Below are 12,340 nucleotides of genomic sequence, written 5' to 3'. Positions count from 1 at the left end.
AAGGTTAGAGATGAAAATAACGCAAAATAATCCAAATTTAATTTCAGCAGTACGTCAATGGGGATGTTACTTTTTATGTCTTCATTATTACATAGAAAAGTATAAAAAGTTACAGTTTAGTGTTAATGATATAAATAAGAATTATCACAAATTTGTTTATTTAGGATATATGAGAAATAATTGTTATATTTTAGCACCAACCGGTATATTTCAAAGTTTTGGTATTAAGACAAGTGTGAGGTGGGAGGGCCCTGCTTACAGATGTTTAGATGGAGAATTTGAGATAAGTGAAGTTAAAATCAAAAATACACCAGGTCATCATTTTATAGTAACTAATGCGGCATCTGTGCTTTATGATTCACTGACGCTTAAGGAGCGGGGTGTTGAATATGAAATTACATCAAGGAGAATATTTAAGAAATATTGAAACTACTAAGTAGAGAAGGAAGTAAATACCTTTATAGTGCTGATATTATAAGTCTTTTTCCTAGGCATACCCAGTATATTGAAGGATTTTTTGGTACAGGAGCTGTATTTTTTGCAAAGCCATTAGCCCATTACAATATACTCAATGATAATTCTAAATTTATATATAAGTTTTTCTATATCTTAAAGCAAGACCCTGAGTTGCTCTACAAGCGTGTAAGAGATGCAATTATTTATGATAGCATTATTAATGAGAACAGAGACAAAATCGAATACATGGTGCTTAGATGTTTGTATTCACTTTATGGTTCATCCGGTTCAACTATGAAGTTAAATCGAAGTAATGCTAAGAGGTTTTTTTTAGAAACCCTTGAAACTTATAAGTCTAGATTTAAAGAGATGCTTGATAATGCAATATTTACGTCACGTGATATTTTTAAATTTTTAGCAGCACTACCTAGGCGAGACAAGGTAAGCTCAACATTTGTATATCTTGACCCTCCATATTCAATTTCACGTGGCAATCTTGCTGATAATCGTGGATGGAATTTAGATTCTCTAGAAAGGCTTATTATAGAGATGAAGAGATATAGTTGGCAATTTGCAATAAGTGAATTTGATGATTTAAGAGTAGTTGAGCTTTTCTTAAAGCATAATCTTTTCGTAAACTATGTAGCACGATCAACTGGTGTAGCAAGTATTTTTAAGAAAACTAAACATGAAATACTAGCTACTTCATACAAAACTAATAAGTCAAGGATGGACTTCCGTGATACTCGTTATATTCAAAAGGAAATGTTTAAAATGCAGGCGTAAATTTGTATATGGAAAAAAGACCCTAGAAAAGTTTAGAGTCTTTTTTTCCCTGCATAATGAAATTTTAGTTCAAAGAATATATATATTATAAACCAAAGAATTATCAAAAACAAAAGCTTAACAAATATTTTTTTGTAAATAAATACCTAATTTTATCTTTAGGTATTTATTTTAAAGTTGGTAAAAATCTTGAAATGGGGAGTAGTACCCTAAAGATATTAGCAAAAATTAATAATTATTTCAAGCTAGTTTTGATATCTTTGTAAGCCTGTATTTTACTTGCACTTGAGAGTCCATAAACATTATCAATCTCAGAAGTAGATGAGTATTTCATAAGCTCTTTAATTTCAAATGAATTATATCCTCTAGACTTTAGTGATGCTATAAATATATTACGGAGTATATGTAGAGATTTGCGATGTTTAAATCCTCCCTTAATAAGTAATTCCTTAAATTGTTTTGAAATTTCAGTTATGTTAATTTTATTGTCACGAAATTTGAGTTTACTTTTTTGAAATAGGTAAGTACGCCTACTGTCTTTGTCTCTAGAGCTAAAATATTCTTGATGTGCCCTCATAATAGAATCAAATTCAAACTTACTAATAACTACTTCTCTTATACAGATATTGCTGCGTTTTTTAGCTACATTAACACGAATAGAATAGAATACTTCACCATTACTGCTTGTCTCTTGATATATGTCAGTAAGTTTTACATTTTGCATTTCAACACCCCTACAACCAGTAATTGAGAGTAAGTGTACAAACCATCCTGAGATTGGGTCTTGTTCTTTAAGTCTCTCTATAGAACGTTTTACTAGTCTAGTTGTCTTGTCATTTAGATAAAATCTTACAGGAGTGTTTAATTTTTTAGTATTTCTAGTTTTAAGTGAGCTTTTAAGTAGAGATAATTCTTCACTTAAGCGCTCATTTTGCATTTCTAATTCTTTAATTTTTAAGTTAAGATTGCAGTTAATTAAATGTTTCCCTTTCATGTAATTTCAAAGTTAACTAAATAGTTTAAAAATAGATAAAATTAGTTATAAAAATATTAGCAAATACTTACATGTAGAGTCAATTTTTAAAGGTCTCCATTGCAAGAGAAATATTGTGTATAGAATACTTGTAATTTGTAGAAAGGTTGTTTTTAAAGGGATGAGCACAAAATATCTAGTATACTTTGTGTTATCTTTAACAAATACTTTAAATTTTGCTATACATGTGCTTTATTTGTCTATTTAGTGGCTTTCTACTTTGCAATGATGGATTGTTTAGTACAAATTTTAAATTCTCTCTTTCTGTTAACCAAAGGTTTACTTTTATAGTTACTCTTACCATTTTTATAACGAGTTTAATTTATTCTTTTTCATGCTTTTTTATCTAGGATATTTGTTGTCTTATTCTCTTAAATCTACTTTTCTTAAATATTATTTCTTAACTTTTTGATTATTAGAGGTGCTTTTAACTTCCTGCTCCACACATGCTTTGTAATTGACTGTTTTCACCAACAATATTGTCTAAATTATTATTTCCTTTAAAATATTCCTTTACTAGAGTTTTAAAAGTTTCTTTTTGCTGGCTAGCATTATCACCTTTGCATTTTTCAAGCTCAGTATTTATATGTTCAAGTGCAGCTTTAACTTTGCTTTCATCTTGTTTTAGAATTTCATTTAGCTTATTATCATCACCTAAAGTATCTTTTAAAAATTCTAATCCTTGCTTTTGAGTATCATTTAATTTTTCTCTTAACACTTCTTCAGGTGTTTTTTGTACTTCTTCTTGTTCTTCCAAGTTTCTTTTAACTCTACTCTTAGGTGTAGCATTTCCATGCTCATATTCACAACTACTAATTAGTAGTGCCAACACCAAAATAAAATTAATTTTATTCATATAAATCCCCTTATCTTTTTGATTTTAAAAATATATCTCTATTTACACGTCTTTAGTGTGCATGTACTTATAGGTATTAATTGTTTTTGTAAAAATTATTGTTTTGTTATAACTTTTATGTTAAGAGATATGAGCAGGATAAAGAAATCATTAGATGATTATGTTGTGTATTTTAGAGAAGGAAAACTTAATGACGCTAGTATTGCAAAAGAGCTTGGAGTTAGTCGTGTTAATGTAGGAAAGATGCGACGCAAATGGGAAGAGATTAAAGATGACCAGCAGTATGAGAATGAAAATAGTAAAATTACTATTCGTGAAGATACTTTCAATAATATGCTTGCCCGAAGTTTTGAGACTGAGAGTGAAGCAAATAGACTTAAGAATCAAGTAGAGATTGAAAAAAATAAGATAGCATTACGTTTCTTAAATTCATTCAATAAATATTTTCAATTAGAATTACAAGAAGATTTGAGTAGGGCTGTAGCGTTGCATGAAGAGATAGAGAATCAAAAGGAAAAAATTAGAAATTCAGATTCTAATAACTATGCAAGTCTTAATGAAGAACTTGTTTTGAAAATAACTAAACTTAATGAGCTTGAGACAAGTATTGCAAGTAAAGAAATGACTTTATGTTATAAACCCTTGCTTAAACTTAAGTCTGTACTTGACCTTAGTAAAGGTAGGGAATAATAGAAATGGAATTTCTAAAATCAAGTCTATTTATCAAATTGAAAAAGAAATATAAAAAATATGGTGTTGATATATCAGATTTAATTAAACCGAAAGGATTGGACATTGATTTTAAAGGATTTAAGAATAAATATTCAACTTCAAAATAACTTGAGGTAATATATAACATTGAGAAGAATAAACAAAGTAAGATTATCCTATCAGGTGGGATTTCTAGCGGTAAAACATTTCTAGCATGTTATTTATATCTAAAGATACTCATTAAGAATAGACATTTATATATAGAAGATACTAATAATTTTATAATAGGTAATTCACAAAAATCATTAGAGATTAATGTTGTGGGTGAGTTTGAAAAGATTGCTAACATGCTTAAGATACCCTTTAAGCCAAAATTTTCTAATACATCGTATTTTGAAAGAGACTCTCTAAAAGTTAATCTGTATGGTGGTGATAGGGGTGAGTGATTTTGAGCGGTTTAGAGGTGTTTATTCTGCACTTATTTACGTTAATGAAGCAACTACTCTTCATAAGGAAACATTAATAGAATGTTTAAAGAGACTTAGAGTAGGTATGGAAACAATTATATTTGATACCAATCCTGAGAGTCCAGAGCATTTCTTTAAAAGGAATTATATTGATAACACAAAAATTTACTCTACATATAACTTTACAACATATGATAATAAATTAATTTCTAGGGATTTTATTAAAACCTAAGAAGAGATTTGCAGAGGAATGCCAACATATAAAGCAAGGGTTTTACTTGGAGAATGGGTTGCATCTAATGATGCGATATTTACTAATATTAATCTTACAAGTAATCATGAATTTATCTCCTCAATAGCATATTTAGATCCTGCATACAGTATTGGAGGAGATAATACAGCTATTTGTGTTCTAGAGCGAGTAGATCAAAGTTATTATGCATTTATATTTCAAGAAAAATTACAGCAGGTGATCCTAGAGTGTTAAATATAATTAAAACTATACTTACAAATCTTAATGTACATACACTATATGTTGAAGATAGGGATAACGTTTTTGGGCATGGGAATGTAACTAAAGCATTTCTTACACTTAGAGTGGGTATGAGTCATAAGTTTAAAGTTGCTCCAATTAAACCTATAAGTAATAAATTTACTAGAATTACTATGTTAATAGAATTATTTGCTACTTCTAAGCAGATGGTAAGGGTGATGATGATTCATTAGATATCCTCTCAGCATCATATATGTTATTGACTCTGGGTACCCGTTCTTTTAAAGTATATGTTACTAACATAAGGTTCCTATAATACTTAAAATATTATATAATAATTACATAAGGAGATTTTATGCAAGATTCATCACTACATTCTGTTGTTAATACACAAATTTTTAATGGGCATATTACAGAGGAGATTATATATCAAGAATTTGTAAAAATGGGTATGCAAGATTTTGTTGCAAATGATCTCTCTAAAAGATATTATCGTAATGAACTAACTTATAAAGATATTGAGTATTTAGAGAGTAATTTTAACTTAAAACTTGAGATGTTAGAGCGTAGTTTAAAATCTGAGATTATTTCTGTTAAAACTGAGCTTGATAACAAGATTGACATTGTTAGAAATGAGTTAAAATCTGATATTAAAGACCTTGATAACAAAATAGATTCTATTGAAAGTAACTTAAATGTAAAGATTGACACTAAATTTAAAGACCTGGATAATAAGATTGATACAGTCAGAAGTGAATTAAGATCTGATATTAAAGACCTGGATAATAAGATTGATACAGTCAGAAGTGAATTAAGATCTGACATTAAAGACTTGGATAATAAGATTGATGTTAACAAAATGGAGCTTGATAATAAACTTGATAAAGCCACATCAGAATTTAAGAGTACATCAAGACTACATAATTGGATGTTTGGAACCCTTATTACCCTTAATATAGGAATATTCTTAGCATTAATGTCATTATTAGTAAAGTAAATTTATTTAATTAGTCCCTTATTTAATTTTTTTTACAAAAATTATTTAAATTTTGTTAGAGACAATTAATAGATTAGTTGTTATGTTGTGTTTAATTTCTGAAATGTTAAAGTATCTATGCTCTTAGCTTTTTTTATTTTGTTCGAAGCTTGTTAACCATCTTGTCCCTGAGGTAATAAGGAGGCACGTGATAATGAAAAGAATTACTTTTTGTGCGTTATTAATGACTTTATTTTTACTTATGTCTTGTAATAATTCAGGGACTTCTCCTAAAGATGGACAAGCGGCTAAGTCTGATGGAACTGTTATTGATTTAGCTAAAATAACTAATAACATAAAAGAGGCTGTAGCTTTTGCAAAAAATGTTAAAGACGTTCATACTTTAGTTAAGTCCATTGATGAACTCGCTAAAGCTATTGGTAAGAAAATCCAAAACGGAGATACTCTTGCTACTGATAATAATCATAATGGGGGTATAATTGCAGGGTCATTTCAAATAATATCAACTGTAAAGTCTAAATTAGACACATTAGCAAAAACAAACGAACTTTCTGATGAATTGAAGCAAAAAGTTAATGATTCTAAAAGCAAAGCCGAAGCGTTCTTAGGTAAATTGAAAACCAATCATACTGATCTTGGTAAAGAAGGAGCTACTGACGATCATGCAAAAGCAGCTTTACTTATAACAAATAATACTAAAGATAAAGGAGCTACTGAACTTGGGCAGTTAAACATAGCTATTGGTGAATTGTTAACGGCCGCTGAAGATGCAGTAACGGCTGCAATTAAGGAGCTTACAACTCCTGCTAAGGTAGAACCTACTAAGTTCTAATTAAGAAATAAATTATTTAATTATTATAGGATTATAAGATTAGTTTTTAATCAATCGTAATTATCTGATAAAATAAAGTCTATAAATAATAAGCTAGGAGTTTTTTTCTCTTAGCTTATTTTGTTTCTTTATTCTCTATTTTTTTGCTTTACTTCTTTATTATACTTCTTAGATTTTTTTGATTACTTTTATTTTTTAGATTTATATTTATGCCTTGATTTTAATTTTATATTATTTTTACTTCTTAGCTGTGGGGGTGGGAGTACTAATGCTGAAGATTCTAAAACCATGTTTTTAACTTCTATTGCTAATTTGGGTAAAGGGTTCTTAGATGTTTTTACTTCCCTTTCTGATATGGTTGCTGGGGCTTTGGGCATTAAAGCAGAAACAAAAAAGAGTGATATTGGAGCTTATTTCACTAATATTGCTGACACTATGACATCGGTTAAAGAGAAGTTAAACACTGTAGTTACAGAGCATGGTAATTATCCAAAAGTGAAGGAAGTTGTTGATACATTTATTACAGATGTATTAGACAAGATTTCTGATGGTGGCTAAGACCGCTGCTAGTGGGGCTACAAGTGGGAATTCTACTGCAGATCAGGCTGCTGTAGCAGCAGATGCAGCAAGTGTAAATTCTCTTGTTAAAGGGACTAAGACAATAGTTGGTGTAGTGTTAAAAGACAATGAGAGAAATGCTACTGCTACTAAAACAGCAGAAGATGATAAAAAAGACATTGGAAAATTATTTGAAAAGAAGGATGCGGTAATAGCAGCAGGAATAGCCTTAAGAGCTATGGCTAAGGGTGGTAAATTTGCTGTTAAGAGTAATGAAGAGAAATCTGCCCATGCAGTTAATGGAGCAGCGGCTAGTGCTGTTGGTAAGACTTTAAGTACTCTTATTATTGCTATTAGGAATACTGTTGATAGTGGATTAAAATCAATAAGTGATGCTCTTGCTACAGTTACACAAGAAGATAAATCTGTAGATTCTACTACGCCTACAGGCGCAACAGCTAGTGGACAGTAACAATAAATAAGTAATAACAAATACATAACTAAATAAAGTCATTTTAGGAAAACTCTTCTCTTCATGGGATTCGTTTTCCTTTTGTTTTTATCTAGCTCCCCTGAGGTAATAAGGAGGCACGTGATAATGAAAAGAATTACTTTTTGTGCGTTATTAATGACTTTATTTTTACTTCTTGGCTGTGGCAGTGGTAGTGCTAAGGTGGAAGATCCTAAAACCACATTCTTAACTTCTATTGCTAATTTGGGTAAAGGGTTCTTAGATGTTTTTACTTCTCTTTCTGATATGGTTTCTGGGGCTTTTGGTATTAAAGCAGAAACTAAAAAATCTGATATAGGGAAATACTTTAGTGATATTGAAACTACTATGATATCAGTAAAAAATAAATTAAACACTGTGATGGCAGAGAATAGTAACTATCCAAAAGTAAAAGAAGTAGTTGCGCAATTTATTACAGGGACATTAGATAAAATTGCTGCAGGAGCAAAGGAGGCATCAAAAGGGGCTACTACTGATACTGTTATTGGTAATGCTGTTAAAGATACTGATGCTGCACCTGCTAATAAAGATGCAGTAAACACACTTGTTAAAGGAATGAAAACAATGGTTGATATAGTTTTAAAAGACAATGAAGGGAATGCAGATGCTACTAAAACTAGTGGAGAGAAGAATAAAGTAGTTGGTAAGTTGTTTGGTGGTAAAGCTAATGCTGAAGAAGCACAAGCTGCTGCTGCTAGCTCATCTATTGGAGCAGTAACTGGGGCTGACATATTAAAAGCTATTGCTAAGTCGGGTGAGGCTGCTAATAATGAGATTGAAATTGATCAGGCAAAGAATGCTGCTGAGATTGCTGCTGCTAAGAAAGATGATAATAAAGATTTTGGTGCAGCAGCACAGAAAGATGCAGTTATTGCTGCTGGTATTGCACTGCGAGCTATGGCTAAAGATGGTAAATTTGCTGCTAATAATGATGATAAATATGCCAATGCAGTAAATGGAGTAGCTGCTAATGCTGTTGGTAAGACTTTAAGTACTCTAATAATAGCAATAAGAAAAACTGTTGATACTGGTTTAAAAACAATAAGTGAAGCACTAGCTACAGTTAAACAAGAAGATAAATCTGCAGATTCTACTACACCTGCAGAAACAGCAACTAGTGGACAACAATAAAATAATTATTAATAAAACATAACTAAATAAAGTCATTGTAGGAAAACTTTTCTTTTTATAAGAATTGTTTTCCTTTTTTTACTATTTGTAATAGTATCCAGGTCTAAATAGTATTGATACCAATCTTTTCACAACAGATTGATGGTAAGATTTCATTTCAGCTTTTTTATAAACTAAAGAATTTTGACCTAACACTATATATTGAAGATAGGGATAACGTTTTTGGGCATGGAAATGTGACTAAAGCATTTCTTAATCTTAGAGCAGGTATGAGTCATAAGTTAAGATTGTACCAATTAAACCTATAAGTAATAAATTTACTAGAATTACTACGTTAATAGAGCCGTTTTCGACATCTAAACTTAGTATTATGGATTATTTAAGTAAATCAGCTATATCTGATATTTATAAATACAAAGGAGATGGTAAGAGTGATGATGATTCATTAGATAGCCTTTCTGCATCATATATGTTATTGACTCTAAGTATGCGTAATCTTAAAGCACATTTTATTAAAAGAAGGTTCCTATAACACTTAAGATATTATATAATAATTATATAAGGAGTGTTTTTATGGGACTTGCTCAACCAGTAATTACTCAACAAATGGTTATAGCTGAACTTACTAAAGCTGGTATAAATAGAGATATTGCTATTGATTTATCTTACAGATACTATCGTAATGAACTGACTTACAAAGATATTGAATTCTTAAAAGAAAATTTTGATATTAAACTTGAAAAGGTTGAAGCACTTTTACAAGTTGAAATTAAATCTGTAGAGGCAACCTTACAAGCTGAGATTCAAAGGGTTGAGACGAACTTGAAATCCGATATTAGAGACCTTGATAATAAAATTAATGTTGTTGAGAATAATCTTAACATCAAGATTGATACTAAATTCAATGAACTTGATAACAAAATAGATTCTGTTGAGAATAATCTTAACACTAAGATAGATACCAAATTCAATGAACTTGATAACAAAATAGATACTAAATTTAATGAACTTGATAATAAGATTGACAACGTTAAAAGTGAGTTAAAATCTGATATTGCATCTGTGAGCAATGAGGTTTTTCTTGTTAGAAAAGATATGGAAATTAATAAAATTAAGTTTGATAGTACATCAAGATTACATAAGTGGATGTTTGGTACCCTTATTACTCTTAATATAGGAATATTCTTAGCATTAATGTCATTATTAGTAAAGTAAATTTATTTGATTATCTCTCTTATTTAATTGACCTTCTGTTAATTATTTTTTTACAAAACATTAAAATTTTAAGTACAATTTAACTTCATTAATTGTTAAATTACACACAGTATCTGAAATGTTAAAGCATCTATGTTCTTTATTTACTGTTTTTATTTTGTTCAAAGGTTGTTAACCATTTTGCTCCTTGAGGTAATAAGGAGGCACGTGATAATGAAAAGAATTACTTTTTGTGCATTATTAATGACTTTATTTTTACTTATGTCTTGTAATAATTCAGGGACTTCTCCTAAAGATGGACAAGCGGCTAAGTCTGATGGTACAATCCTTGACCTAGATAAAATAACTAAAAACATAAAAAACGCTGTTGCTTTTGCTAAGAGTGTTAAAGAAGTTCATACTTTAGTTAAGTCTATTGATGAACTTGCTAAAGCTATTGGGAAGAAAGTTGGTGCTGCTGGTCTTGGTGATATAGCTGATCATAATGGTTCTTTACTTGCAGGAGTATATAGTGTTATAGAAGCTGTGGATACTAAATTAGGAGCATTAGAGAAACAAGATGGCCTCTCAAGTGATTTAAAGGCAAAAGTTGGTAGTGCTAAGAAGGAAAGTACAGCTTTCTTAACTACGGTAAAAGGTGCTACTAATGAGTTTGATAAAGAAGGAGCTAAGGATGACGATGTAAAGAAAGCTATTCTTAAAGATAATGGTGATAAAACTAAAGGAAGAGAAGAGCTTGATAAGCTCAACACAGCAATTGATGCGTTGTTCACAGCTGCTGAAGATGCAGTAACAGCTGCAATTAAGGAGCTTACACTCCCTGCTAAACCCTCTAACACCTAAGGCATAAACAAGTTAATTTATTATTATAAGATTACTTTTTAATTAATCGTAATTATCTGATAAAATAAAGTCTATAAATAATAAGCTAAGAGTATGCTTCTCTTAGCTTATTTTGTTTTTAATTCTCTTTTTACTTGCTTGACTACTTTGGTCTCCTTCTTTAAGATTACTTATGATTTCTTTTATCTTTTAGACTTATATTTATGCCTTGATTTTATCTTGTTTTATCACTTAATAAAATCTTAAATTGCTTATTTATAGGCTCTTCAGAGTAGATTCTTAAAATCTGTTATTAGTTTAAGTAATGACTTCTTAAATATTTTTACTTCCTTTTCTGATATGGTTGGAGGGGTTTTAGGGTTTAATACTAATACTAAGAAGTCTGATGTTGGGAACTACTTTAAGACCGTTCAGGATACTCTTTCATCTACTAAGAGGTCCCTTAATAAAATTGTTGCTGATATGAAATCTGAGAATCATCCTAATTCTTCTACAGTTGAGACTGCTGTAACTAATTTAGTTACAACCACTCTTGATAAGATAATCCAGGGGGCTAAGACTGCTAGTGAGGCTATTGGTACTACAGGTGATGAGTTGCTTGGTAATGTTGCTGCTCAGAATAACGGTGGTACTGCTGGTGCTGAAGTCGATAAACTAGCAAAAGGAATTAAATCAATTGTAGATGTAGTACTAAAAGACAAGGGGAATCCTGATGCGGGAGATGATAAAAAAGCTGAAGATGGTAATACCGCTAGGACTAATGGAAATGCTGCTGATGGTGAAGCAGGTAAATTATTTGTTACTGGTAATGGTGCTGCTGGCGCTCAAGCTAATGCCAAAAAAGTTGTTACTGATGCTGCTAAAGCTGTTGGTGCTGTAACGGGAGCTGATATACTAAAAACTATAATTGAAGATAAGGGTAAAGCAGCTAAGTTAGCTGAGAATAATGATGCTAATGCTAATATTGGTGTTTCCCCTAAAGATGCAACTATTGCAGGAGGTATAGCTTTAAGAGCTATGGCTAAGAATGGTAAGTTTTCTAATAGTAATGATGCTGATGTTTCTGTTGCAGTTAAAGGTGTAACAATAAGCGCAGTAACTAAAGCATTGGGTACTCTAACAATAGCGATAAGAGAAACAATTGATACAGGGCTTAAGACTGTTAAAGATACTATGAAATTCAATTCTATTGATACTCCTTTAACTATTGATAATACAACCTCTGAAGCTAAGAAGAACTAATAATCAGGACTAAATAGGATTAGTAAGCAATACATAACTAAATAAAGTCATTTGAGGAAAACTATTTCTCTGTATTTAAGGGAGCGGTTTTCCTTTTTTACTATCTTGTAATAATTCAGGTCTAAATAGTATTGGTAGTAATCCTTTGACAACAGATTGATGGTAAGACTACATTTGAGCTTTTTGATAAGCTAAAGAAAATAGACTAA

11 protein-coding genes and 3 pseudogenes are annotated in these 12,340 nt (G+C 30.4%); 12 read left to right on the top strand and 2 right to left on the bottom strand.

The window, feature by feature from the left end; translation table 11 throughout:
* Positions 1-10 precede the first annotated feature (10 nt).
* Positions 11-427, top strand: coding sequence for a DUF261 family protein (locus bpSLO_RS07820; RefSeq protein ID WP_246990259.1), 417 nt, complete (start codon positions 11-13; stop codon positions 425-427).
* On the top strand, positions 424-1,242 hold the full coding sequence (locus bpSLO_RS07815; RefSeq protein ID WP_246990257.1) for a DNA adenine methylase: 819 nt from the start codon (positions 424-426) through the stop codon (positions 1,240-1,242). The genes bpSLO_RS07820 and bpSLO_RS07815 overlap by 4 nt, the downstream gene beginning before the upstream one ends.
* A 235-nt stretch (positions 1,243-1,477) precedes the next feature.
* Here bpSLO_RS07815 and bpSLO_RS07810 read toward each other — a convergent pair whose 3' ends face one another.
* The gene (locus tag bpSLO_RS07810) at positions 1,478-2,236 is read right to left on the bottom strand and encodes a tyrosine-type recombinase/integrase (RefSeq protein ID WP_246990255.1); all 759 of its coding nucleotides are present in this window, start codon (positions 2,234-2,236) and stop codon (positions 1,478-1,480) included.
* Between the two features lie 466 nt (positions 2,237-2,702).
* Positions 2,703-3,131, bottom strand: coding sequence for an Mlp family lipoprotein (locus bpSLO_RS07805; RefSeq protein ID WP_246990253.1), 429 nt, complete (start codon positions 3,129-3,131; stop codon positions 2,703-2,705).
* Positions 3,132-3,248: 117 nt separating this feature from the next.
* On the opposite strand from bpSLO_RS07805, the gene bpSLO_RS07800 reads away from it, so the two are divergent.
* From bpSLO_RS07800 to bpSLO_RS07755, 10 genes and pseudogenes are all read left to right on the top strand, one after another.
* A complete protein-coding gene (locus bpSLO_RS07800) occupies positions 3,249-3,821 on the top strand; it encodes a DUF603 domain-containing protein (RefSeq protein WP_246990251.1) in 573 nt (190 codons plus the stop codon).
* A 5-nt stretch (positions 3,822-3,826) separates the two neighbouring features.
* Positions 3,827-5,118: pseudogene (locus bpSLO_RS07795) on the top strand (PBSX family phage terminase large subunit).
* 39 nt (positions 5,119-5,157) lie between these two features.
* The gene (gene bdr / locus bpSLO_RS07790; RefSeq protein ID WP_246990250.1) at positions 5,158-5,799 is read left to right on the top strand and encodes a Bdr family repetitive protein; all 642 of its coding nucleotides are present in this window, start codon (positions 5,158-5,160) and stop codon (positions 5,797-5,799) included.
* A gap of 193 nt (positions 5,800-5,992) precedes the next feature.
* A complete protein-coding gene (locus bpSLO_RS07785) occupies positions 5,993-6,631 on the top strand; it encodes a Vsp/OspC family lipoprotein (RefSeq protein WP_246990249.1) in 639 nt (212 codons plus the stop codon).
* A 228-nt stretch (positions 6,632-6,859) separates the two neighbouring features.
* Positions 6,860-7,661 (top strand): annotated as a pseudogene (locus bpSLO_RS07780) (variable large family protein).
* 123 nt (positions 7,662-7,784) lie between these two features.
* Positions 7,785-8,831: a variable large family protein gene (locus bpSLO_RS07775; protein WP_246990292.1), complete on the top strand. Its 1,047-nt coding sequence runs from the start codon at positions 7,785-7,787 to the stop codon at positions 8,829-8,831.
* Between the two features lie 370 nt (positions 8,832-9,201).
* Positions 9,202-9,363: a hypothetical protein gene (locus bpSLO_RS07770; RefSeq protein ID WP_246990248.1), complete on the top strand. Its 162-nt coding sequence runs from the start codon at positions 9,202-9,204 to the stop codon at positions 9,361-9,363.
* Between the two features lie 41 nt (positions 9,364-9,404).
* Complete coding sequence (bdr, locus tag bpSLO_RS07765) at positions 9,405-10,046, top strand: Bdr family repetitive protein (protein ID WP_025407647.1); 642 nt, start codon at positions 9,405-9,407, stop codon at positions 10,044-10,046.
* A gap of 213 nt (positions 10,047-10,259) precedes the next feature.
* Complete coding sequence (locus bpSLO_RS07760) at positions 10,260-10,889, top strand: Vsp/OspC family lipoprotein (RefSeq protein WP_432432511.1); 630 nt, start codon at positions 10,260-10,262, stop codon at positions 10,887-10,889.
* Positions 10,890-11,156: 267 nt separating this feature from the next.
* A pseudogene (locus bpSLO_RS07755) lies at positions 11,157-12,131 on the top strand (variable large family protein); the annotation flags it as partial.
* Positions 12,132-12,340: the final 209 nt, after the last annotated feature.

Source organism: Borrelia parkeri (assembly GCF_023035815.1).
In the GTDB taxonomy this organism is placed as follows: Bacteria; Spirochaetota; Spirochaetia; order Borreliales; family Borreliaceae; genus Borrelia; species Borrelia parkeri.
This window is presented reverse-complemented; position numbering and strand designations above follow the sequence as displayed.

Excerpts from the sequence above, each read along its gene's own strand:
- bpSLO_RS07800 (WP_246990251.1), top strand. The coding sequence starts at position 3,249 with ATGTTAAGAGATATGAGCAGGATAAAGAAATCATTAGATGATTATGTT.
- bpSLO_RS07810 (WP_246990255.1), bottom strand. The coding sequence starts at position 2,236 with ATGAAAGGGAAACATTTAATTAACTGCAATCTTAACTTAAAAATTAAA.
- bdr (WP_246990250.1), top strand. The coding sequence starts at position 5,158 with ATGCAAGATTCATCACTACATTCTGTTGTTAATACACAAATTTTTAAT.
- bdr (WP_025407647.1), top strand. The coding sequence starts at position 9,405 with ATGGGACTTGCTCAACCAGTAATTACTCAACAAATGGTTATAGCTGAA.
- bpSLO_RS07785 (WP_246990249.1), top strand. The coding sequence starts at position 5,993 with ATGAAAAGAATTACTTTTTGTGCGTTATTAATGACTTTATTTTTACTT.
- bpSLO_RS07770 (WP_246990248.1), top strand. The coding sequence starts at position 9,202 with ATGGATTATTTAAGTAAATCAGCTATATCTGATATTTATAAATACAAA.
- bpSLO_RS07805 (WP_246990253.1), bottom strand. The coding sequence starts at position 3,131 with ATGAATAAAATTAATTTTATTTTGGTGTTGGCACTACTAATTAGTAGT.
- bpSLO_RS07820 (WP_246990259.1), top strand. The coding sequence starts at position 11 with ATGAAAATAACGCAAAATAATCCAAATTTAATTTCAGCAGTACGTCAA.
- bpSLO_RS07760 (WP_432432511.1), top strand. The coding sequence starts at position 10,260 with ATGAAAAGAATTACTTTTTGTGCATTATTAATGACTTTATTTTTACTT.